This is a genomic window from Saccharopolyspora shandongensis (assembly GCF_900106995.1).
GTDB lineage: Bacteria > Actinomycetota > Actinomycetes > Mycobacteriales > Pseudonocardiaceae > Saccharopolyspora > Saccharopolyspora shandongensis.
Genome location: NZ_FNOK01000004.1, coordinates 186,821 through 208,758 on the forward strand (window position 1 = coordinate 186,821; position 21,938 = coordinate 208,758).

At 69.0% G+C, this 21,938-nt stretch carries 25 protein-coding genes; 7 read left to right on the forward strand and 18 right to left on the reverse strand.

All coding sequences use genetic code 11. The annotated features are described in order from the left end of the window. Positions 1 to 10 precede the first annotated feature (10 nt). Together BLW84_RS05790 and BLW84_RS05795 are read right to left on the reverse strand one after the other, a co-directional pair. Entirely contained in the window at positions 11 to 334 is a 324-nt protein-coding gene (locus BLW84_RS05790) for a DMT family transporter (protein ID WP_093262144.1), read from the reverse strand. Then, on the reverse strand, positions 331 to 999 hold the full coding sequence (locus tag BLW84_RS05795) for an FMN-dependent NADH-azoreductase (protein ID WP_093262146.1): 669 nt from the start codon (positions 997 to 999) through the stop codon (positions 331 to 333). The genes BLW84_RS05790 and BLW84_RS05795 overlap by 4 nt, the downstream gene beginning before the upstream one ends. A gap of 87 nt (positions 1,000 to 1,086) precedes the next feature. Between BLW84_RS05795 and BLW84_RS05800 the strand changes: the two genes are divergently transcribed. Then, the gene (locus tag BLW84_RS05800) at positions 1,087 to 1,671 is read left to right on the forward strand and encodes a TetR/AcrR family transcriptional regulator (protein WP_093262148.1); all 585 of its coding nucleotides are present in this window, start codon (positions 1,087 to 1,089) and stop codon (positions 1,669 to 1,671) included. Between the two features lie 53 nt (positions 1,672 to 1,724). On the opposite strand, the gene BLW84_RS05805 is transcribed toward BLW84_RS05800, so the two are convergent. The 3 genes from BLW84_RS05805 to BLW84_RS05815 all read right to left on the reverse strand — a co-directional run bounded on the left by BLW84_RS05805 (position 1,725) and on the right by BLW84_RS05815 (position 4,144). Continuing rightward, positions 1,725 to 2,111, reverse strand: coding sequence for an ankyrin repeat domain-containing protein (locus BLW84_RS05805; protein ID WP_093262150.1), 387 nt, complete (start codon positions 2,109 to 2,111; stop codon positions 1,725 to 1,727). A 110-nt stretch (positions 2,112 to 2,221) separates the two neighbouring features. Next, the gene (locus BLW84_RS05810; RefSeq protein ID WP_093262152.1) at positions 2,222 to 3,685 is read right to left on the reverse strand and encodes a catalase; all 1,464 of its coding nucleotides are present in this window, start codon (positions 3,683 to 3,685) and stop codon (positions 2,222 to 2,224) included. A 33-nt stretch (positions 3,686 to 3,718) separates the two neighbouring features. Further along, a complete protein-coding gene (locus tag BLW84_RS05815) occupies positions 3,719 to 4,144 on the reverse strand; it encodes a Fur family transcriptional regulator (RefSeq protein ID WP_093262154.1) in 426 nt (141 codons plus the stop codon). Between the two features lie 173 nt (positions 4,145 to 4,317). Between BLW84_RS05815 and BLW84_RS05820 the strand changes: the two genes are divergently transcribed. Further along, positions 4,318 to 4,683: a hypothetical protein gene (locus BLW84_RS05820; protein WP_093262156.1), complete on the forward strand. Its 366-nt coding sequence runs from the start codon at positions 4,318 to 4,320 to the stop codon at positions 4,681 to 4,683. Here BLW84_RS05820 and BLW84_RS05825 read toward each other — a convergent pair. The 3 genes from BLW84_RS05825 to BLW84_RS05835 all read right to left on the reverse strand — a co-directional run bounded on the left by BLW84_RS05825 (position 4,680) and on the right by BLW84_RS05835 (position 6,404). After that, positions 4,680 to 5,288 (reverse strand): uridine kinase family protein, encoded by a 609-nt coding sequence (locus BLW84_RS05825; RefSeq protein WP_093262158.1) that lies wholly within the window; start codon positions 5,286 to 5,288, stop codon positions 4,680 to 4,682. The genes BLW84_RS05820 and BLW84_RS05825 overlap by 4 nt on opposite strands. 86 nt (positions 5,289 to 5,374) lie before the next feature. Next, complete coding sequence (locus BLW84_RS05830) at positions 5,375 to 5,740, reverse strand: hypothetical protein (RefSeq protein WP_093262160.1); 366 nt, start codon at positions 5,738 to 5,740, stop codon at positions 5,375 to 5,377. 31 nt (positions 5,741 to 5,771) lie between these two features. Continuing rightward, on the reverse strand, positions 5,772 to 6,404 hold the full coding sequence (locus BLW84_RS05835) for a TetR/AcrR family transcriptional regulator (RefSeq protein WP_093262162.1): 633 nt from the start codon (positions 6,402 to 6,404) through the stop codon (positions 5,772 to 5,774). Between the two features lie 76 nt (positions 6,405 to 6,480). Here BLW84_RS05835 and BLW84_RS05840 point away from each other — a divergent pair, with 76 nt between their 5' ends. Continuing rightward, positions 6,481 to 7,368: an alpha/beta hydrolase gene (locus BLW84_RS05840; RefSeq protein WP_093262164.1), complete on the forward strand. Its 888-nt coding sequence runs from the start codon at positions 6,481 to 6,483 to the stop codon at positions 7,366 to 7,368. Between the two features lie 197 nt (positions 7,369 to 7,565). Next, complete coding sequence (locus tag BLW84_RS05845; protein ID WP_245760954.1) at positions 7,566 to 8,945, forward strand: MFS transporter; 1,380 nt, start codon at positions 7,566 to 7,568, stop codon at positions 8,943 to 8,945. Between the two features lie 279 nt (positions 8,946 to 9,224). On the opposite strand, the gene BLW84_RS05850 is transcribed toward BLW84_RS05845, so the two are convergent. Beyond that, positions 9,225 to 9,584, reverse strand: a complete 360-nt coding sequence (locus tag BLW84_RS05850; protein ID WP_093262406.1) for a VOC family protein — start codon at positions 9,582 to 9,584, stop codon at positions 9,225 to 9,227. A 150-nt stretch (positions 9,585 to 9,734) separates the two neighbouring features. Here BLW84_RS05850 and BLW84_RS05855 point away from each other — a divergent pair, with 150 nt between their 5' ends. Next, positions 9,735 to 9,983, forward strand: a complete 249-nt coding sequence (locus BLW84_RS05855; protein ID WP_093262166.1) for a hypothetical protein — start codon at positions 9,735 to 9,737, stop codon at positions 9,981 to 9,983. Positions 9,984 to 10,121: 138 nt separating this feature from the next. On the opposite strand, the gene BLW84_RS05860 is transcribed toward BLW84_RS05855, so the two are convergent. The 5 genes from BLW84_RS05860 to BLW84_RS49810 form a co-directional block, all read right to left on the reverse strand. Continuing rightward, positions 10,122 to 10,655 (reverse strand): hypothetical protein, encoded by a 534-nt coding sequence (locus BLW84_RS05860; RefSeq protein ID WP_093262168.1) that lies wholly within the window; start codon positions 10,653 to 10,655, stop codon positions 10,122 to 10,124. Positions 10,656 to 10,735: 80 nt separating this feature from the next. Further along, a complete protein-coding gene (locus BLW84_RS05865) occupies positions 10,736 to 11,926 on the reverse strand; it encodes a hypothetical protein (protein ID WP_143060867.1) in 1,191 nt (396 codons plus the stop codon). A gap of 26 nt (positions 11,927 to 11,952) precedes the next feature. Continuing rightward, positions 11,953 to 12,249: a hypothetical protein gene (locus BLW84_RS05870; protein WP_093262172.1), complete on the reverse strand. Its 297-nt coding sequence runs from the start codon at positions 12,247 to 12,249 to the stop codon at positions 11,953 to 11,955. After that, positions 12,250 to 12,624, reverse strand: a complete 375-nt coding sequence (locus BLW84_RS05875) for an SAV_915 family protein (protein WP_093262174.1) — start codon at positions 12,622 to 12,624, stop codon at positions 12,250 to 12,252. Between the two features lie 164 nt (positions 12,625 to 12,788). Continuing rightward, positions 12,789 to 12,923: a hypothetical protein gene (locus tag BLW84_RS49810; RefSeq protein WP_281247363.1), complete on the reverse strand. Its 135-nt coding sequence runs from the start codon at positions 12,921 to 12,923 to the stop codon at positions 12,789 to 12,791. Between the two features lie 19 nt (positions 12,924 to 12,942). Between BLW84_RS49810 and BLW84_RS49815 the strand changes: the two genes are divergently transcribed. Continuing rightward, positions 12,943 to 13,077, forward strand: coding sequence for a hypothetical protein (locus BLW84_RS49815; protein ID WP_281247364.1), 135 nt, complete (start codon positions 12,943 to 12,945; stop codon positions 13,075 to 13,077). Positions 13,078 to 13,169: 92 nt separating this feature from the next. On the opposite strand, the gene BLW84_RS05880 is transcribed toward BLW84_RS49815, so the two are convergent. Continuing rightward, positions 13,170 to 14,396, reverse strand: coding sequence for a cytochrome P450 (locus BLW84_RS05880; protein ID WP_093262176.1), 1,227 nt, complete (start codon positions 14,394 to 14,396; stop codon positions 13,170 to 13,172). A gap of 223 nt (positions 14,397 to 14,619) precedes the next feature. On the opposite strand from BLW84_RS05880, the gene BLW84_RS05885 reads away from it, so the two are divergent. Then, the gene (locus tag BLW84_RS05885) at positions 14,620 to 17,760 is read left to right on the forward strand and encodes an AfsR/SARP family transcriptional regulator (RefSeq protein ID WP_093262177.1); all 3,141 of its coding nucleotides are present in this window, start codon (positions 14,620 to 14,622) and stop codon (positions 17,758 to 17,760) included. Here the strand turns inward: BLW84_RS05885 and BLW84_RS05890 are convergent. From BLW84_RS05890 to BLW84_RS05900, 3 genes are all read right to left on the reverse strand, one after another. Then, entirely contained in the window at positions 17,744 to 18,487 is a 744-nt protein-coding gene (locus BLW84_RS05890; RefSeq protein ID WP_093262179.1) for an ABC transporter permease, read from the reverse strand. The two genes, BLW84_RS05885 and BLW84_RS05890, sit on opposite strands and share 17 nt — an antisense overlap. Beyond that, positions 18,484 to 19,419: an ATP-binding cassette domain-containing protein gene (locus tag BLW84_RS05895; RefSeq protein ID WP_093262181.1), complete on the reverse strand. Its 936-nt coding sequence runs from the start codon at positions 19,417 to 19,419 to the stop codon at positions 18,484 to 18,486. Before BLW84_RS05895 ends, BLW84_RS05890 begins: the two co-directional genes overlap by 4 nt. A 155-nt stretch (positions 19,420 to 19,574) precedes the next feature. Continuing rightward, positions 19,575 to 21,851: a S9 family peptidase gene (locus BLW84_RS05900; protein ID WP_093262183.1), complete on the reverse strand. Its 2,277-nt coding sequence runs from the start codon at positions 21,849 to 21,851 to the stop codon at positions 19,575 to 19,577. Between the last annotated feature and the right edge of the window lie 87 nt (positions 21,852 to 21,938).

The following is a 21,938-nucleotide window of genomic DNA, read 5'->3' on the forward strand; positions in this document are numbered from 1 at the left end:
GCGTCCGGTTCTACTGGGCCGTCTCGCTCACCCTGGCGAGCGCGACACCGCCCACGATCAGCGCGAGCGCCAGGATCCGCCCAGGGCTGACGGGATCCCGGTAGAGGAAGATGCCGAGCACGATCGCCCCCGCCGCCCCGATCCCGGTGAAGACCAGGTACGCCGTGCCGACCGGCACCGTGTTCATCGCCCGCGACAGCAGGTAGACGGCGGCCGCGCAGAGCACGAGGCACAGCAACGTCGGCAGCGGCTTGGTGAAGTTCTCGGTGGGCTTGATGCTCTGCGCCCAAGCCACTTCGACCAGTCCCGCGGCGATCAGCAGCAGCCAGTTCACCGCGCGCCTCCCGCGCGCCGCGCCGACAGCTCCGCGACGACCGCGTCCACCCGCTGCTCCGCCGACATCGCGGAAGCGCGCTGCTGCTCCGCGAGGTGCTCGATCTGCGGATCGACCAGCGCGTTGGTGAGTTCGGAGTTGATGAAGGTGACGTCGTCGACCGCGAAGTGCCCGGCGAAGAAGTCCCGCAGGTATCGCTCCTGGTAGTCGAACGGCTCCCGAGGAGTGCCCGGGAGGTAGGAGCCACCGCGCGCGTTCACGACCACGAAGGCCCGGCCGACCAGGGACATCCGCGGGAACGTGACCTGGTCGATCCACAGCTTCAGCGCCGCGGGGATCGAGAAGTTGTACATCGGGCTGCCGATGAGCACGACGTCGGCGGCGAGCAGCTCGGCCAGCAGCGGTTCGAGCACGTCCCACGCGGCGCGCTGCTCGGGCGTGCGAACGGCTTCGCGGTAGCGGTCGGGCTCGGTGATCCCGTGCCGCAGGAGGTTGTCGCAGATCTCGGTCCACGCCTGCCCGATCGGCGGCACCGGCTCCGCGGCGAGGTCGCGGTGGACGTAGTCCCGACCGGGGTTGGCGGCCCGCCAGGCGAGCGCGAACCGCTCGGTGAGGGCCCGCGAGAACGAGCGGCTTCGCGCGCTGGTGTCGAGGTGGAGCAGCATGGTCGACCCCTTCAAATGGACAGCGTGTCCGGTTGTGTCGCCGACCATAACTGGACGCGATGTCCGGATATTCCCTAGGCTGCCCTCATGGACGGTGACCTGCTGCGACCGAACCAGCGCGGGCGGGAGCGCGCGGACGCGGCCCGCAACCGCGCGCACATCCTGGCCGCGGCGGAGGAGCTGTTCGCGACCCGCAGCGCCCAGAGCGTGACGATGGAGGACATCGCGAAGGCAGCCGGAGTAGGACGCGCGACTCTCTACCGCCGCTACCCGGATCGCGCATCCATCGCCACGGCCCTGCTGGACGAGCACGAGCGGGCACTGCAGGAGAAGTTGCTGCGCGGTGACCCGCCGCTGGGACCGGGCGCGCCGCCGGCCGAACGCCTGGCGGCCTTCTACGAGGCCATGGTCGACCTGCTGGAACGGCACATCCACCTGGTCCTGGGCACCGAAGTGGGCAGATCCCGGTTCGAGACGGGCGCCTACGGGTTCTGGCGAGCGCACGTCCGCTCGCTGCTCGCGGAATCTTCCCTGGCAGACCCGGAGTCCCTGACGGACTCCCTGCTGGCGCCGCTGGCCCCCGAGGTCTTCCGGCACCAGCACGAAACCCTGGGCATGGAGGCGAAGCGGATCAAAGCGGCGCTGGCAGCATTGGCCCGCCGAATCCTATGAAAACCCTTGCAGGGCAAATAAAATCAACTTGAACGGCACGACGAGATCGCGCCTCAGTCGGCGAGGAGGTGCTCCCGGCCGAACATGATGGCGGCGGCCCGCGCGCTGGGCGTGCCCGCGTCGAGGTCCGCGCCGGCCTCGCGGAGCACGGCCACCACCTCATCGGCGCCCTTGAACAGCGCGCCGGCGATGGGCGCCTGGTCCCGCTCGTTGCGCAGGTCGGGATTCGCGCCGCGGTCGAGCAACGCGCGCACCGTGCCGGCGTGCCCGTGGTAGGCGGCGAGCATGAGCAGGGTGTTGCCGCCCTGGTCGGTCACGTCGACCGGGAGTCCGTGGTCGACGAACTCCGCCAGCTGCGCGGTTTCGCCTTCCCGGGCCAGGTCCATGGCGATCGCCACGACGCGCTCGGCCTGCTCCGGGGTCAGTCCACCGTGGCTCATCAGCAGCTCTTCCTGATCACGTCGGAGAATTTCGGTTCCGGACGGGAACGGCGGCCACGGCTTCCCGTGACCGCCGTTCCTGCTGTCCAAGGTCGAAGACCTAGGCGGCGTCAGCCCTTGCTCGCGGCCAGGGCCTCGATCGCCTTGCGGACGCCCTCACCGTAGGCCGCGTCGGCCTTGGTGCAGTTGGCGATGTGCCGCTCGATGGTCGCCTGCGAGGCGCCGTCGATCGCCCGCGCGGTGTTCTCGAAGAGCACCTGCTGCTGCTCCGGCGACATGTTGCGGAACAGGATGCCGGGCTGCTCGAAGTAGTTGTCGTCGTCCTCGCGGTAGTTGAACCGGTCGGCGACGGCACCCACGGCCTGCACCGGGTCGCGGTAGGAGGCCTGCTCCTGCCAGCGGCCGTAGGAGTTCGGCTCGATGCCCGGGGTGGCGCCCTGGTTGCCGTCGATGCGCATGGCACCGTCGCGGTGGTAGGAGTTCACCGGGTTCTTCGGCGCGTTGACCGGGATCTGGTGGTGGTTCACACCCAGGCGGTAGCGCTGGGCGTCACCGTAGGAGAACAGCCGGCCCTGCAGCATCTTGTCGGGCGAGAAGCTGATGCCCGGCACGACGTTCGCCGGGGTGAACGCGGCCTGCTCCACGTCGGCGAAGTAGTTGTCGGGGTTGCGGTTGAGCTCCCACTCGCCGACCTCGATCAGCGGGTAGTCCTTCTTCGACCAGACCTTGGTCAGGTCGAACGGGTGGTACTTGTACGTGTCGGCGTCGGCCTCCGGCATGATCTGCACGTACAGCTTCCACTTCGGGAAGTCGCCGCGCTCGATCGCGTCGAAGAGGTCGCGCTGGTGGGACTCGCGGTCCTTGCCGACCAGCGCCTCGGCCTCGGCGTCGGTCAGGTTCTTGATGCCCTGCTGGGTGCGGTGGTGGAACTTGACCCAGAACCGCTCGCCGTCGGCGTTGATGAAGCTGTAGGTGTGCGAGCCGAAGCCGTGCATGTGGCGGTAGGACGCCGGGATGCCGCGGTCCGACATCACGATCGTGACCTGGTGCAGCGCCTCGGGGAGGTTGGTCCAGAAGTCCCAGTTGTTCTCGGCGTTGCGCAGGTTGGTGCGCGGGTCGCGCTTCACCGCGTGGTTGAGGTCCGGGAACTTCAGCGGGTCGCGGAAGAAGAACACCGGGGTGTTGTTGCCGACGACGTCCCAGTTGCCTTCGTCGGTGTAGAACTTCAGCGCGAAGCCGCGGATGTCGCGCTCGGCGTCGGCCGCGCCGCGCTCACCGGCGACGGTCGAGAACCGGATGAACAGGTCGGTCTTCTTGCCGATCTCGGAGAAGATCTTCGCCTTGGTGTACTGGGTGATGTCGTTGGTCACCGTGAAGGTGCCGAAAGCACCCGAGCCCTTGGCGTGCATCCGGCGCTCCGGGATGACCTCGCGGTCGAAGTGCGCCAGCTTCTCCAGGAACCAGACGTCCTGCAGCAGCATCGGGCCGCGCGGACCGGCGGTCAGGGAGTTCTGGTTGTCAGGGACCGGCGCACCGGCCACCGTGGTCAACGGTTTCTGGTTGTTCTCGGGCAAAACTCGCTCCTCGGTGGTGGGTTGGTTGCTGGCTCACTCGGCACGGGAGAGACAGTCGGGGCAGATGCCCCAGAAGGTCACCTCGGCCTCGTCGAGCACGAATCCGCGCGGATCCTCGGTGTGCAGGCAGGGAGCCTCGCCGACCGCGCAGTTGACGTCGGCGATGGCACCGCAGTTGCGGCACACCAGATGGTGGTGGTTGTCGCCCACGCGCGTCTCGAACCGGGCGGGCGAACCGGCCGGCTCGATGCGTCGGACCAGGCCCGCCTCGGTCAGCGCGCGGAGTACGTCGTAGACCGCCTGGGTCGACACCGAACCCAGCTCGCGGCGGACCGCCGTCGCGATGGTGTCGGTGTCCGCATGGGGATTGTCCGAGACCATCGTGAGCACGGCGACCCGCGGACGGGTCACCCGCAACGACGCCTCCTTGAGGAGGGCGGCGGCATCGATGGACGGCATGCCTCCATACCTACCAGCTTTTCTGGAACGAATCAAATAAAGACTCCCCGGCGTGCCTCCGGCAGCGGCGACCGATCCGGTGCGCGAGCGCCCGCACCAGTCGTGACCTGGCCGAACGGGCCGGCCATGCCCGAAGATCACAATGACCCGGGCGAGTGATGGAGGGCTGACGAGTGGGTGTCTACGTGTCGATCAGGGGCTGGCTGGAGTGCGACCAGAAGCAGCTCGCCGCCATCCGGGAGATCATCTCCGCGCACGACGACGACCACTACTCGCGCGGCTGGGGCCTGCCCCGGCAGCAGTTCAACTGGACCTGCTACGCCTTCTACGGCGGCGACATCCGGGAGCTCGCGGTGAGCTGGCTGCTCGACCAGCTCGCCGAGATCGCCCGGATCCCCGCCTCCGACGAGGACGGCGACCGAGTCCGGGGCCTGTTCCTCGCGAGCCACGAGGTCGACGGCACGAGCGAATGGCAGATCCGCGAAGGCCGGGTCCTGATCTCGCCCGCCGACGACCGCCACCGGTACCTCGACGCCTAGGCTCCCCGCGCCTGCAGGCCCGCCGCGGGCCAGGTGACCGCGCCCCACCCGTCGAGGCGCACGTCGGCCCGCCGAGCAGTGCCCTCGGCCTGGTAGACCGCGCGCTCGGCGGCCATGAAGGCGTGCCAGTGGTCGCGCAAGTCATCGCCATCGCGCTCGACGCCGCGGGCGAGGCGCTCCGCGTCCTCCGCCTCGACCCATACCAGGAGCGTCGTGAGGTCGGCGAACCGCCGCGCACCCGCCCCGCAGCCCTCGACGACGAGGTAGGGCGCGCGCGGAACGTCGTGCCACTCCGCGAACGCACCGGCGTCCCAGTCGTAACGCTGGTACCGACCGTCCCGACCGGCGGCCAGCGGATCGAGCACCTGCGCACCGAGCCGCTCAACGCCACCGATCATCCCGCTCCACCCCTCGTAAAGATCGTCCATGTGCACGACCTGAGCGGGCAGCGCCTCAGCGAGCTGAGCGGCGAGCGTCGTCTTCCCCGAACCGGCAGGCCCGTCGACGATGACGAGCCGTCCCTCCCGGCCGGAAGAACCGAGCCGGGGCGAACCGTCGCGCACCCGCCGCACGAGCCCGGCCAGCACCGCAGACCCAACACTCAATGAAGAACCCCAACCAGGACCAGCCGAACCGAACCACCGGAGTATCAGGGATCCGAAGCGCGGCCGGGCGACCGGGCACCGCGGACTCAGAGGTCCGGCAGCGGATCCCGCGGAAGGTCCTGCGGCGACGCGATTTCCGCGTCGGCGGCGTTGACCACGGCGACGTACTCGTCGTCGATCTCGTAGTCGACGCCGTCCAGGCGGAAGTACGGCGTGGACTGCACGTCCACCGGGCCGAGAACGGTGTTGCGGGAAAGCCGCGCCACGACCGACTTCGGCGCCTTCGTCGACCAGAAACCCGTCGACAACACGGTGATCGACTTGCGGCTCACCACGACCAGGACACTCGACTGGATGCTCATCAGGATGCTGGCGGGAAAGACGTACCGGATCTCGTCATCCGCATCCAAGAAGGTGCGGATCCGCTCTCGCACGGCCCCGGAAACAGGCATACCGGAAGGCTACCAACGCCGGCGCGCCGCCCTATGCCTTGAGTCCCGCCAGGATTATCCGCAGCCCAGCGCGGAATTCGGCCTCGGGTTCGCTCTCCGCAGCGGCGCGCGCGATCTCGATCAGCTTCGGAAAGCGTTCCGGCGGCAGGGTTTCGACCCGATCGGTGATCGCCGAGAGATCTTCGCCGCGCGCCGCGGACAGCGGACCGGCGAGTTCGGCCTGCGCGAAACCCGTGATGAATCCGGACACCGCGCGGAACGCCACGAGAAGCTCGGCCCCGGACCGGCCGCCGCGCGCCAGTGCCTGCAACAGCGCCTCGGCCGGCGCGAGCGTGGCCACGTCGAGGCTGCGCCGGGTGAGGATCAGCGGGATGGCGTGCGGGTGAGCGCGCACGGCGCGCCACATCCCCCCCGCGACCGCGAGCACCTCGTCCGCCCAGTCGCCGGGAGGTTCGGCCGCCCAGCTCGCCTGGGCCATCACGGCCTCGGTGACCAGCTGCTCCAGCCCTTCGCGCCCGTCGACGTAGTTGTAGATCGTCATCGGGCCGGTGCCCAGCGCCGTCGCGAGGCTGCGCATGGTCAACCCGGCCAGCCCCTGCTCGTCGACCAGCGCCAGGGCGGCGGCCTGCAGCTGTTCCCGCGTGAACTTCCTGGGTGCGGGCATGCTCCTCCTTGATTAAGTACGTCGTACGTGTTTAACTCGGCACCGTTCACGTACAACGTACCTAAAGCGAGGCGCGATGACGATCCGCACGACCTTCCCCGCCGGCGACGACCGGTGCGCGGCGTGGCTGACGCTGCCGGCCGGCCCGGGACCGCATCCGGTCGTCGTGCTGGTGCACGGCGGCGGGGCAACGCACGAGATGATGCTCGGCCAGTACGAGAAGTGGTTCTCCGATGCGGGCCTGGCCGTGGTGGCGTTCGACTTCCGCCACCTCGGCGAGTCGGGCGGCCGGCCGCGCCAACTGGTGAGCCGGCGCCGGTACGCCACCGACGTCGACGCCGCTCTCGCGTTCGCCCGCTCCCGCCCGGAACTCGATCCCGAGCGGATGGCGTTGTGGGGAACGTCCTTCGGCGCAAGCCACGTGATCGCGGCGGCCGCTCGCCATCCCGAGCTAGCCGCCGCGGTCGTGCAATGCCCGGTGCTCAGCGGGCGCGCGGTCGTCGCCCGGGCGGGAGTGCGGCACCTCGCCCGGTTCACCGTGCCGATCATCTCCGACCTGGTGCGCACCGCGCTCCGCCTTCCCCGGCGATACGTGCGGCTCGTGGGCCGGCCCGGCGAGCCGGCGTTCGTCAACCAGCCCGGGGCGCTGGAGGGCTGGCAGTCGGTCACGCCGCCCGGCTACCGGTTCGACAACCGGATCACCGCCAGCTCGGGGCTGGGCATGTTGTTCTACAACGCGTCCGCGCAAGCCGCGCGCGTGCGTTGTCCGCTGCTGGTGTGCGCGTGCGACCGCGAGAACCTCATCGATCCGGCGATCGCGGCGAAGGTCGCCGCCACCGCACCTCGCGCGGTGCTCAAGCACTACGACGCCGACCACTTCACGATCTACCACCCACCGGCCGTCGGGCAGGCCGTCGCGGATCAGATCGACTTCCTGACCGAGCACCTCAAGCCGGAGAAGTAGCGAAAAACCGTTGTGGCCCGCGCTCGCGGAGGTGCTAGCGTGCGCAGCATGTCTGGCGCTTCTGCCACGGCCGCTGCCGCTGTCACGAGGACGCTCCGCTAGCGGCGGTGCTCTCCTAACGCTCCGCCGCTCCACGTCTTGGACCGGAGCGGCCTCTTCGTGCTGCTCAGATTCCTCTCGGGTATCGGAGCACCCTCTTGACCTCAGACATTTCCAATCCACGCCGGGCTGACATCCGGGCGTGGTCCGTTCTCGGCTGCCTCGCCACGCTGCAGTTCCTCATCGCCATCGACGTAACCGTGGTGAACGTGGCGCTGCCGTCGATCGGGGCGAGCTTGGGCGTCAGCGCCCGCGAGCTGACCTGGGTCGTCGTCGCGTACACGATCACCGGCGGCGGACTGCTGATGCTCGGCGGCCGCCTCGGCGACGTGCTCGGCCGACGACGCGTCCTGATCGCGGGGACAGCGCTCTTCGGGGCCGCCTCGCTGCTCGCCGGCCTCGCGTCGTCTTTCCCGTTGCTGGTGGTGGCGCGGCTTCTGCAGGGCGTGGGCGAGGCGTTCGCGCTGCCGGCGGCGATGGCGACGATCGTCCTGATGTTCCCCGAAGGTCCTCGCCGCTCGCGCGCGCTGAGCGTGTGGGCGGCGGTGGGGAGCACGGGTCTCGTGGTGGGATTCGTGCTCTCGGGGGTCATCACGGAACTCTACGGTTGGCGGTGGATCTTCCTCGTCAGCGTTCCATTCGTGGTGCTGGTGATCATCGGCGCCATCGCGCTGATCCCGGCGGACGGTGCCGTCGCACGCGTTCCGCTCGACCTGCTGGGTTCGCTGCTGCTGACGCTCACTCCGCTGCTGTTCGCGTTCGGCGTCATCGAGGCGGGCGAAGGCGGCACGACGCCATGGCTCATGGTCGTCGCCCTGATCGCGTCGGCGGTGTCCGGGGCGCTTTTCGTCGTGGTGGAAAGGCGATCAGCGGCGCCGCTGATCCCGCTGACGTTCTTCCGCAACAAGACGCGGGTGCTGGCCAACCTCGCCACCGCGCTGCTCAGCGCGGCGCTGTCGACGTCGTTCATGCTGTTCACCCTCCACCTCCAGCAACGCGCCCTCCTCACCCCGCTCGAGGCGGGGCTGACGCTCCTCCCGCTGGCGATCTCGCTGGTCGCGGCCGCGACGTTCGTGCCGCGACTGCTGAAGCGTTGGGGCGCCCGGGCATGCGCCGGAGCCGGAATCGCCTTGACCGCAGCGGGAATGGCGGCGATCGCGATCCCGTCGTCCGGCGGAGCGGGCGCAGCGGCGACGATTCCGGCGATGGTGCTGATCGCGGCGGGCATGGGCTTCGGCCTGGTCGGCCTGCAGTACGCGGCGGTCACCGGTGTGACCGAAGCGGATGCGGGAGTGGCATCGGGAGTTCAGCGAGCGGCGGACCAACTCGGCGGCTCGACGGGAATCGCCCTCTACATCGGCATCGCCTTCGCCCCAACCCCGGCAACGAGCACCGACCCCTTCGTCGTCGCGAGTTCCCTCGCCACCGCCGGGCTGATCGCGGCATGGCTCATCGCCCGGCGGATGACGATGCCCTAGCGCCCGCACTACGACATGAACGCCGAGGAGTCAGGGTCGATGTGAATCCGCGTCGGCCCTGACGGGGCCGGTCACTGACTCCGGGGCGCCGGCCATGTCCGACGCGAAGAAGCCGCCACGGATCTCACCGCCGATCGAGATGGATTGCGGGCGCTGTTGTTCTGGGTTCTCAGAGCCGGCTTTCCCGCCGATGGATTCGCAAGGGTCACCGGTGGCGGTGCCGAACGAACGAGCTCGACCCGATCGGCACCGCACCGGCTTCCTCACTGGCCTCCGCGGTCACCGTCGAGGCAGATGTGCGAGCACGTTGACCACCGTTCCGCTCGGGTCCTCCACGAAGAAGCGGCGCACGCCCCAAGGCTCGTTGGTCAGCGGGTGGACGACGCGCAATCCGCGACGCAGGGCCTCGGCGTGAGCCGCATCGACCGCCGCCGGTTCGCCGACGTCTATCCCGAAGCGCGGCGCGGGGTCTTCCATCCCCGGCGGAGGAATGAGGACCTGAGCCGCGGGATCGGCCGGCGACCGCAAGCCGAGCACCGGATCTTCCATCGCGACCTCCAGCCCGAGCACCTCGACGTAGAAGTCCCGAGACGCAACGAGGTCGTCGCCATCCGCGTAAGCAAGGATTCTCCTGATCATCAGCACACCCTCCCAACCCCGCTCCCCCGCCGACTTGAACGAATGGAAGCCCCACCGACAGGCAGGCCGGGCCGGGGAACGGCACCCCGGCGTCAGCGGCTTTCCCGGCTCTTGTCGCGCTTGCGGACGCATCCGAGCAGCAGATCCGCCGTGCTGGTCACGAGTCGCTACCAGCTCGCCGGGTACGCGCACGAGTCGGTCGAGTTCTACTTCCGCGCACTGCTCCTCGCGGCGGACACCACCTGCCCCGGGCTGAAGTCCCTGTTCCCCGCGATATTGGGTGCCGCGGAAGCGATCCTGTCCCGCTTGTCCGGGAGGTTGTCGATAGCGCACGACTGGTTCGACGCCGCCTACGAGCCACCGCCCGGCAAGTACTACCGCGACGTCTTCCCCTACTAGCGGATTCCGCCGGCACCAACACCAGCCCCCGGATGGCTTTGAACATCGTGGAGAAGCGCGCGCTCTTGGAAGGACGCCTCCACCAGCTGACACCGCCCGCAGCAAGAGCCATCAATTCTCAAGCATCGACGTTATTGATTACCGCAGCCGCAGCTTGTCCAGCGCGCGCGGGTTGGTCTTGGCGCTGCCGCGTTGGACGGAGTAGCGGATACCGTTGTAGACGAGATCCCAGAGTGCCTGGTTGGCCTCGATGTCGGCTGCGTCGATTGACAACTCCACACCCTTCTTGTCCGTGAGTTCCAGGGTCCAGGCGAGTCCTCCGCTGGCGCCTTCGACTCTGGCCTCGGTGAGCTCGTAGGTGTCGATGTAGCCCTTTTTGACCGCGAGCCAGTCGGCGCCGGCCGAGATCCCGGACGAGTGGAAAGCCAGAATCCACAGTGGCCAGAGAATCACCGGTGCGACGACGAAAATCCAGAGCCACCAAGTGCTCATCCAGTCGAAGCCCCAGTCCCGGAGGCACATCAGGACGAACATGATTGCCGATACGGCCAGGCCGGACAGGATCGCCGAGTCGATCGTCGCCTGATACCACTCCAGTATCGGGCCCCGTCCTTCCGGCGCCTTCGGGTACCGAGCCAGCTTCGACGATCTCCGCGGCAGCTTGGTCCACACGGTGATCCGGGGCGCCTTCGGCGGCCTAGGATCGCCAGTTCGAGGGTGAGGGCGCGGGGGAAGTGATTCGGCCACGTTCCCTACCTGGTCATCTTCGGGTTGATGTCTTCCAGACGCCTGCCGATGTTGATCAGGTCGTCGCCGAACTCGTCTATCGCGAAGCCGACGCCGACGCCGACGACGCCGCCCACGATGGCTCCGGGTGGGCCGCCGATCGCCGCGCCGACGATCGCCCCGGTCACCAGGCTGCCCGTTCCGCTGGCGACCGCGATGGTCGGGTCTTTGCCCTGGCTGATGTCGTAACCGATGCCACCAGCCGTGGCAAGAAGCCCCAGGCCAGGAATGATCTTTCCGAACTTCGACGCACCTTGCAGCCAGGGGCTAGCAGGTGTGAACCCCTTGGGAATGAGCTTCACGTCGAGCCCGCGGAGCGTGGCCTGCACCCTAGGCGGAAACCGGTCGATCACCCGCGCCGCGCGAGTAGCCACGGCTTGATCGAGGGCGTCCTTGGCTTTGAGGTCGTTCGTGATCTGAATCGCCGTGGCCTTGCCGCGGTTGGCCAAGCTCAAGTTCTGGCTTGTCGTCAGCTTCGCGGCGCGCTCGGCCTTCGTCATTGCATCGTCGGCGAACCGCTTGTACTGGCTGTTCCGAACCGCGGTCGCGCCGATGAAGCCCGCGCATATATCGGTAAGCGTGAGCGAGAGTTTCGCCGGGTCGAGGACACCCGACAGGAACCGCACCAGTACGTGTTGGGACTGCGATTCCTTATCCCGCGCTTCCTTCACGATCTGGCTGGCCTCTGCGTACGCCTGCGCCTTCCGGTCAAAGGCCCGTTGGGCTTCGACAGCCGCCGCATGCTCCTGGGTCTCCTCCGGGGTGGCCGGCCGCCCTGTGGGCAGTGGCGTCGGATCGGCCGGCGCAGGCCCTGGCTCTTCGATCTTGAATCCGTGGACCAGCAGGCCGCCGAGAGCGGCCACGTCTTGTGCTCGTTGCATCATCGCCTTGACCGTGTTCAGGTCGTCGGCGTGGGTTTGCAGCGCGCTGCAGGTGTCTTGCAGGGCCCGGACCTCGGTGCCGGCCATCATGCCTGCCGCGATCAACACGGCACGGAAACCGTCCGCTGCTGCTCCGCGCCAACCTGACTCCGACTCTGCGCTGGTGAGCTGGATTTGCCGTGCTGCTTCCTCGGCGCCGTCGGACTGCGTGTTCGCCCAGTCACAGACGGCGGTCAGGCTGTCTGGATCTCCTTTGACTTCGGTATTCAGCGGCATGTTCAGCGACCTTTCCCCAGCGAGGTCTATTGCGGTTGCTCGGCGTTGAGCTCGGCTGCCTGCATGGCGGCAGCGTGCCCGTAGTCGTGTTCGACGTAAACGGCTCGGCTTTCGGCCGTCGCGTCACCGATCGCGCCCATGCCGATCGAGAGATTGCCCAATGCACCGGTCAAAAGCGCAAGCGCACCCTGCACGGCGCCGGTGACGATGCCGGCCTGCGGATCCGGCGGGGGCGCTGCTTGGCTTTCCAGGTCCGCGCTCGCGTTGCGGAGTCGGCTTGCCAGCGCTTCCAACAGCGCCGGGTCCGCCTTCAGATCTGTCATTCAGTCCCCCTGCTGAAACCTCGTGCGACGTTCTTCGGGCGGCAATGCGGCATCCCACAGGACGACGTCGGCGCCGCTACGGCTCTTGATTTCCTCGACCTGCCCGCCCTGCACAGCGACCCACGGCTGACCGTCCCCACACCCGGCAACGAGCTGCTTCAGTGACGTGAACGCAAGAAGTGCTCGGTGGCCGTCCGCCGTGTCGCGCAACTCCAGCGTGACATCCTTGTCGTCCTTGTTGACCCGCTCAGTCGACAGGTACACGGTCGCCGGCAGCTCCTCGTCACCATTCAGCGGTGCGACGAATTCAGCACCGATCACCGATGGCGCCACGTCGTCCTGATCCGGGCGCAGGTCGCGATCTCCGTAAACCAACGTTCCCCCTTACCGTGGTTTGCCCAGGCGGGAAACGATACTCAGATGATCTTGTATTGAAATCTCTTGTGCTGCAACGTCACTCAATCAGCTCACGCGACCCGAGGCCGACTCCGCAGATCATCTCTACCGCGTCGGCCTCGGACTGGAAAAGCGAAAACTACTCAGCCATGGTCTTCGACTTCGTCCTGGTCTTGATCGACCTCAGCTCCGACTCCGATGGCCACGGGGTCGACTTCGACGGGCACCGGGATCGGCAGCCTGGTCACCTCGGGCTGATCGTCACGCGGGGCGGGCATACGGTGGCTCCTTTCGAGCATGGCCGGAATTTGGGTGGTCGAGGACCCCGATGAAATTGCTTCATATATCCCGTACTACAGCGCTCTTGAAGAGCAGGCGCTGAACCCGGCAGAGTCGCTTGAGCTCATCAACAAGATCGCCGGGGAGCTGTGACCGCAACAAGGGAGCTACGATGCGCGCCCCAGACTTTAGCCAGGCGCACTGGCGCCTCGCCGGCGTGCCTTGGCGCTCTTGAGCCGACGGCTCTACCCGGCCTTTTCCGCCCAGGTGACCGGGAGTTCGTGGACGCCGTAGATGTTCATGTCGGTCTTGAGCTCCACCTCGTCGGCGGGGACGGCGAGTTCGAGGGTCGGGAAGCGGCGCAGCAGTCCGTCGAAACCGGCGCGCATCTCGATGCGGGCCAGCTGCTGGCCGAGGCATTGGTGGATGCCGTGGCCGAAGGACAGGTGACCGCGGGCCTTGCGGTGGACGTCCAGGGTGTCGGGGTTGTCGAAGCGCTGCGGGTCGCGGTTGGCGGCCAGCAGCGAGACGACCACGGTCGATCCCGCGGGGATCGTTTCACCGCCGAGTTCGATGTCCTCCGTGGCGTAGCGGAAGAAGATGTCGGCGACGGACAGGTAGCGCATGAGCTCTTCGACGGCATCCGGGAGCAGATCCGGGTTGGCGCGCAGTTCGGCCAGCTGCTCGGGGTGCTCCAGGAGCGCGAAGGTGCCCAGCGACAGCATGTTGGCGGTGGTCTCGTGACCCGCGAGCAGCAGCAGGAAGGCCGCGCCGGTCAGCTCCTCGATGGTGAGGTCGTCGTGGCGGGCCAGGTCGGACAGGATGTCGTCGCCGGGGTCGGCGCGTTTCTGCGTGACCAGTTCGGCGAGGTACGCGTTCATCGCGCCGATCGCGACCACCTTCTGCTCGAGCGTCTGGTCCCTGACCATGAACTGGGCGGAGTTGACCTGGAAGTTCTCCCGGTCGGCGTAGGGCACGCCGAGCAGTTCGCAGATCACCAGCGAGGGCACCGGCAGCGCGAACTCCTTGACCAGGTCGACCGGCGGGGTGAGGCGCGCCAGCTCGTCCAGCTGCCGCTCGGTGACGGCGATGATCTGCTCTTCGAGCATCCTCATGCGCTTGACGGTGAAGGCGCCGGTGAGCTTGCGCCGCAACCGGGTGTGGTCCGGCGGGTCCATGGCGATGAACAGGCCCGGCATCTGCGGGGAAGGTTCGGTCGCGGCGGGCATGCCGGGGGTCTCGTACGGCACGTGAATCACGCCGATGTCCTGGCGGGAGCTGAACCGGGTGTCGGCCATGAGCTGGCGGACCGCCTCGTAGCCGGTGACGAGCCAGCCCTCGTGACCGTCGGGGAAGAGCATGGGGCTGACCGGGCGGGCCTCGCGCAGCAGGGAGATTTCGCGGGGCGGGTCGAAGGGGCCCGCATTCCGCTCCATGGGGAGGCCTTGCGGGACGGGAACCGTTCGAGTCATCGGCTTTCCTTTCGCGGCGGTTGTTGCGATCACGATCGCCGCCGGACCTGACATGCGCCTGACACGGCTCTGACACCGATGACGGCGGCCTTCGACGAGCAGCGCAACGTCGTCGAACGGCACGGCAACCCGCTACGCCGAACGCATCAACACCTACCCGCCCACCTCCTGCGCTGCGTCATCAGCCGGAGCCCTGCCGATCACCCATGGCAAAATCGGCCGGGTGCACATCGGGATGCTTGGCTCATTCGAAGTTCGCACGGATGACGGCGTCCCAGCCGACGTGCCGGGCGCCCGGTTGCGCGCACTGCTGATCGCCCTCGCCCTCGAACCGGGTCACGTCGTCCCGAAGGCGACGCTCGTCGACTGGATTTGGGGCGAGAACCCGCCCGCCGACGCGGCGAACGCCTTGCAACGCTTGGTCTCCCGGCTGCGAAAAGCGCTGCCGGAAGGGTCGGTCGAGGGGCAGCCGAACGGCTACCGGTTGAAGGCGGAACCCGACGCCGTCGACGCCGTGCGGTTCGAACGCCTCGTGGCCCACGCCCGCGATGACGCGGATTCGCAGGGGGTGCGGCGGCTGCGCGAGGCCCTCGCGCTGTGGCGCGGTGCGGCCATGCAGGACGTCGGTTTGTCCGATAGCGCCGCGTTCGACGCTGCGGTCACCCGGCTCGAGGGGCTGCGCCTGACAGCCATGGAGGACCGGTTCGATGCGGAGATCGACCTCGGCCACGGCGCGGAGCTGGTCACGGAACTGACCGACCTGGTGGCCGCGCACCCGGTGCGGGAACGGCTCGTCGCCGCGTTGATGCGCGCCCTCGTCGCGACCGGTCGCGACACCGAGGCGCTGCTCGTGTACGAGCGCACGAGGGAAATCCTGGCCGACGAGCTGGGCGTCGACCCCTCGCCGGAGCTGTCCGCATTGCACGTCTCGCTGCTGCGGGGCGAGTTGGGCCGGCGGGAGGAGACTCGGAAGACCAACCTGCGCGCCGAGCTGACCAGCTACGTCGGCAAGGACGCCGATGTCGCCGCGGTCCGCGAACTCGTCACCGACCATCGGCTCACCACCCTGATCGGGCCGGGCGGCTCGGGCAAGACCAGGCTGGCCGCGGAAACCGCGCGCACGCTGCTCGGCGACCTGCCGGACGGGGCCTGGCTGGTCGAGCTCGCGGCCATCGGCGCCGACGGTGACGTGGCGCAAGCGACGCTCGCCGCGCTCCGGCTGCGGGATGCGCTGCTCGGCGACGCACCGGATGCGGAGCCGACGGACCGGCTCATCGCCGCGGTCCGCGAGCGGGAGATGTTGCTGGTCCTGGACAACTGCGAGCACGTGATCGAGTCCGCCGCGGCGTTCGCCCACCGGGTGCTCGGGGAGTGCCGGCGGCTGCGGATCCTCGCGACGAGCCGGGAATCCCTCGGCATCACCGGCGAGGCGCTGTGGCCGGTCGCGCCGTTGGTCCTGCCCGGGGAGGACGCCGGCCCCGGCGAGATCGAGTCCTCGCCGGCCGTCCGGCTGCTGCGGGACCGAGCCGGCACGGTGCGCAAGGACCTCGCGATCGACGCCCGCACGATGTCGACCATGGCGCGCATCTGCCAGGCGCTGGACGGCATGCCGCTGGCGATCGAGCTCGCCGCGGCCAGGCTGCGCACCATGTCGCTCGATCAGCTCGCCAACCGGCTCGACGACCGGTTCCGCCTGCTGACCGGCGGCAGCCGGACCGCGCTGCCCCGGCACCGGACGCTGCGCGCGGTGATCGACTGGAGCTGGGAGCTGCTCACCGACGCCGAACGATCAGTCCTGTGCAGGCTCTCGGTGTTCTCCGGTGGCGCGAGTCTGGAAGCGGCCGAACAGGTCTGCGCCGGCGATGCGGTCGAGCCGGATGAGGTGCTCGAGCTGCTGACCGCGCTGACCGAGAAGTCGCTGGTGGTCACCGAGGGCGACCGGGCGCCGCGCTACCGGATGCTCGGCACGATCAAGGAGTACGCCGGGCAGCGTCTCGCGGAGGCGGGGGAATCGGACCTGACGCGCCGGGCGCATCTCGCGTACTTCACCGAATTCACCGGGATCGCGGAGCCGCACCTCCGCCGCGCCGAACAATTGGAATGGCTCGCCGCGCTCGAGGCCGAGCACGACAACATCGGCGCCGCGATGCGCGGTGCGCTCGCCGCCGGTGAAGCGGACGGGGCGATGCGGCTCGCCGCGACCGCCGGCTGGTACTGGTGGCTCGGCGGGCACAAGGTCGAGGGCAACGAGCTGCTCATGGCGGCCATCGCCATGCCCGGCGAGGTGGCCGATGAGGTCCGGGGCATCGTGTACGCGCTTGCCACGGGGTTCATGACCTCCGGGCGGGAGAGCGACCAGTTCCAGGCGGCGGAGTTGATCCACGAGGTGTACGAGATCAGCCGACGCGTCCGAAGCCATCACCCGGCGGTAGGGCTCGTCGCCGCGCTGGAACGCCTGGTGCAAACGCCGGACGCGTACGTTCCTGCGTGGGAACCGCTGCTCACCGACGAGGATCCCTGGGCGCGCGCTCTCGCCCGGCTGCAGCTGGGCAAGATGCGGATCATGCTCGGCCACGGCGACCGGGATGCGGATGCCCATCTCGAGACGGCGCTCACCGAGTTTCGCGCACTGGGCGAACGGTGGGGGATTTCGTTCGCCTTGACCGAGCTGGCGGACCGGATCGCCGTGCGCGGCGAGTTCGCCAGTGCGTGCACGTACTACGAGCAGGCGATCGCGGTCGTCACCGAGGTCGGCGCCGCCGAGGACGTGGTGCCGATGCGGTCGCGGCAGGCCCAGTTGTACTGGCTGGCGGGGGACGAGGAGTCGAGTGCGGCTGCCATGGCAGAGGCGCAGCGGTCCGCGGAACGGGTCGCCTGGCCTGGGGCGCTGACCGAGCTGGCCCTGTCGAAGGCGCAGTTCGCCCGCTGGAGCGACGACGCCGAGCAGGCACACCGGCAACTCGACGTCGCGACGGCGATGCTGGGCGATAACGCCGAGCGGGCGAGCATCCGCGCGACGAGGCACGACCTGCTCGGTTACCTCGCCGAGGATCTCGACGAGGCCCGCGAACACCGCGCCGCAGCCGCCCAGGCGGCGGACGAGGCGGGGAACGCACTCGGGATCGCGCAGGTGATCGTGGGGATCGCGGACCTGGCGCTGCGTCAGCAGGAGTACGAGCAAGCCGCGCGGCTGCTCGCGGCGAGCGCCGGTGTGCGCGGTCTGCCGGATCGTTCCCACCCGGATGTGGGCCGGATCGAGCAGGCCGCGCGGCGCCACCTCGGTGACACGCGGTTCACCGAGGTGACGCAGGAGGGGGCGCAGGCGAGCTGGCGCGAGCTGGTCGCGGTCACGCTCGCTTGTTGAACGTGGCGGACGCCCACAGGTACCCGACGAGAGCGATCCCGACGCACCAGGCGATCGCGGCGATCGCGTAGCCGGACGACGGTGTGCCGTTGAGAAGCCCGCGCAGGGTTTCGATGATCGGCGTGAAGGGCTGGTACTCCGCGAACTCCCGGAGGCCGGGCCCCATCTTCTCCGCAGGCACGATCGCGCTGCTGAAGAACGGGAGCATGACCAGCGGCACCGAGGACAGGCCCGCCGTTTCCGGAGACTTCGCGGCCATTCCCAAGGCGACCGTGAGCCAGCCCGCCGCGAAACCGAGCAGCGCGACGACACCGACCACGCCGAGCCAGTCGAGGAGGCTCGCCGACGGGCTGAATCCCAGCAGGAAGGCGACTCCGATGATCGCCGCGATGGCGACCAGATTGGTCAGCAGGCTGGCGATGACGTGACCGGTCAGCACCGCACCGCGGGAGACGTCCATGACCTTGAAGCGGTTGATGATGCCCTTGGTCATGTCGGAGTTCACCGACGTCGCCACGGAACCCAGCCCGTAGCAGACGGCCAGCAGGAGCATGCCCGGCGTCGCGTAGTCGACGTAGTCGACACCGACGCTGAAGGCGTCACCGAGCATGTACACGAACATCAGCATGACCACGACCGGCATCAGGACCGCGTTGAACACCGAGGTCGGATTCCGGGTGATGTGCTTGAAGTTGCGACGCAACATCACCATCGAATGGGATTTCATTTCGCGACCACCTCCGCGGTGCGGCCCGTGAGGGCGAGGAAAACGTCATCGAGGTCCGGCGTGTGCACGGTGCAGCCTTCGGCGTTGAGCGAGTGCTCGTCGAGCCTGTCCAGCAGGGCCCGCAGCGACTTCGTCCCGCCGTCGCTGGGAACCCGCAGGGTCAGCGCCTCGTCGTCCCGCGTGGAGTCGGCGATGAGCCGCGCGGCCTCGTGGAGTTCGGCGACGGTGGTGAACCGGAGCCGGACGTGCGTCCCGGGGATCTGGCGCTTGAGGTCGTCGGGCGTGCCCTGGGCGACGAGGCGGCCGTGGTCGAGCACCGCGATCCGGTCGGCGAGCTGGTCGGCTTCCTCGAGGTACTGGGTGGTGAGGAAGATGGTCACGCCATCGCCCACCAGCTCGCGGATGATCGACCACATCGTGCGACGGCTGCGCGGATCCAGGCCCGTCGTCGGCTCGTCCAGGAAGATGATCCGCGGGTTGCCGACGAGCGTCATGGCCAGGTCGAGCTTCCGGCGCATGCCCCCGGAATAGGTCGACGCGGGCTTCCGCGCCGACTCGACCAGATCGAAGCGCTCCAGCAGCTCCGCGACGACCCGCTTGCCGCCGTTGGCGGGGTTCAGGTCCACCATCAGCTGCAGGTTCTCCTGCCCCGTCAGCAGCTCGTCCACCGCCGCGAACTGGCCGGTGACCCCGATCGCCGCGCGCACCGCCTTGGCCTCGGTCGCGAGGTCGTGCCCGGCCACCCGGACCGTCCCGCCGTCGGCCTTCGCCAGCGTGGTCAGCACGTTCACCGTCGTCGTCTTGCCGGCCCCGTTCGGACCGAGCAGGGAGAAGATCGTGCCCGCGCGGACGTCCAGATCGATGCCGTCGAGCACTGTCTTGTCCTGGTAGGCCTTCCGCAACCCGGAGGCCGTGATCGCTGAATCCGTCATGCGATCACTGTCATCGGCCGACCTGACACCGACCTGCCGTCGGCCTGACACGACCCCTGACACGGCGTGCGCACGCCTGAGCACGCACAACGGGCCGAGCAGGCAACCTGCCTGCTCGGCCCGGAATGATCGCCGGTGGGGATCGGGTTTTCGGCTCAGGCGAAGAACTCGCCGAGCAACTCGGGGTCGATGGTGATGGGTGCGGGGCGGTAGGCGGGCGGCTGCGTGCCCATCAGCTCGCGCACCAGGAAGTCCCAGCCGCGCGTGCGGACGTACTGCAGGCAGTCGATGAACAGGTGCTCGGCCCCGGGCACGATGAGCAGCTCGAAGTCCTTGCCTGCGGCGATGAGCCGGTCGGCCAGCCGCAGCGTGTGGGCCGGGTGGACCTGGTCGTCCATCTCGCCGTGGATGAGCAGCAGCTTGCCCGCCAACCGATCCGCGATGTCCACATTGGATGACCGAGCCCATGCCTCGGGGTTGTCCGCGCCGTCGTATGCCTCCGCGTAGCCCTGCATGAAGTAGCGCGAGTCGTGCGAGCCGGAGAGGGCGACTCCGGCCTTGTAGACCTCGGGGAAGTCCAGCATCGCCCGCACGGTGGCGAACCCGCCTCCGGAGTGGCCGAACGCGCCCATCCGGTCCAGGTCCATCCACGGCCGGGTCTCGGCCAGCTGCCGCAGCGCGGCGACGTGGTCGGCCAGGGATCCGGCATCGGCCACGTGGCCGTAGGAGGCGTCGTGGAAGGCCTTGCTCCGCCCGGGGGTGCCTCGCCCGTCCATCGCGACGACCACGAAGCCCAGCGCCGCGATGGGTTCCGCGTCGGCGCCCATCCCGCCGGGGTCGAAGCACGGGTCGACCCGGGTGAGATGCGGGCCGGGGTAGACGCTGTCCACCACCGGGTAGCGCCGGGCCGGATCGAACCCCCGCGGCCGGTACAGCACCCCGTAGATGTCCGTCACCCCGTCGGCCGCCTTGACGCGGAACCGTTCCGGTGGCGTCCAGCCGATGGCGGTGAGCTTGCCGATGTCGGCGCGCTCCAGCTCGACCAGCACCCGACCGGTCCAGTCGCGGACGCTGGACACCGGCGGTGTATCCACAGTGGACGCGGAGTCGATGAAGTACGCCATGGTGTCCGGCGCCGTGACGATGTGGTCCAGCTCGTCGTCGGTGACCTTGGCGAAGCCGGTGCCGTCCAGGTTGGCCCGGCACACCGTGCGCCGGTACGGGTCCTCCCCGACCAGCCCGGCGGCGATGAAGTACACCACCCGCTCGGCCTCGTCGACGTGCAGGATCTGCCGCACCGCCCACCGCCCGGAGGTGACCTGCCCGAGCAGCGCGCCGGTGCGCAGGTCGTACCGGTACAGGTGGCCCCAGCCGTCCCGCTGCGAGTACCACAGCACCTCGTCGGCCAGCACCCGCACGATCGGCGCCGAGGTCATCCACTGGTTCGGCTCCACGCGGGTGGCCCCGGTCTCGCTGAGCACAGTGGTGACCTCGCCGGTGGCCGGGTCCAGCCGGTGCAGGGTGAGCGTGCGCAGGTCGCGGGGCTGGCCGAGGTAGTACACCGCCGAGCTGTCGTCCGCCCACCACGCCCACTTGACCATGATCGGCGACAGCTGCGACATGAGCAGCGGCTCGGCCTGCGCGCGGACCACCGTGCCCTCGGCGACGTCCAGCACGATCAGCTCGGCCTGCGGCACTTCCTCGTCCCCGGCGTAGGCGTACCGCTGGGTGCGCAGCACCGGGGCGCCGCCGTCGGCGGGCCGGGCCTCCACCAGGTGGGTCTGCCGGACGCCGCGCTCATCGGTCCGGTGCGCCAGCACGCGCGTCGAGTCGGGCGACCAGGCCACGGCCGGTGGGAGGTGCGGTAGGCCGAACTTGCGCAGCAGGGTGGGGTTTCTCGTGCAGTCCGGGCCGGACCCGTACCGGTAGGCGGGCTCGCCGTCGGTGGTCAGCGCCCACTCGCGGCCATCGGAGAGGGAGCGCGCCCACAGGTCGTGCCCCCGCTGGGACACCGCGAACTTCTTGTCAGGTGACGGCACCTCCAGCGGATTGCCCGGCGGCACGCCCTCGGCCCGCTCGCAGGCGTAGCTGTCCAGGCGGCAGCGCCAATGCTCGCCGAACGCGTCGAACTCCACGGCGTTCCCGGCCGGCTCGATGGCCCTGAAAGGCAGCGCCTCGGGGTCGACCTGCTGCCCGGAGGCCGCGGTCAGCGAGGCGGCGAGCCGGGCGTGGTCGAAGGCCGGCTCGCGGGTGCCCGCGGCCGGGTCGACCAGCACGAACCGCTTGCCGACCCCGTTGCTCACCCCGTACCAGAAACGGGCTCCTCCGTCGATCCACTGCGGCCTGATCTTGTCCCCGACGACGAGCTCGCCAGGGCGGGCCATTCGGCGCAGGAGTTGCTCCGCGGCCTGGTAGTCCTGAGTGGTGGTCATCTGTTCTGTCCTTTTTCGGCGTCGATTCCGGGCATGGCGATGCCACGGTGGTGCCATCACGGCAGGGGAAGAAGGGACGCGGGCCGT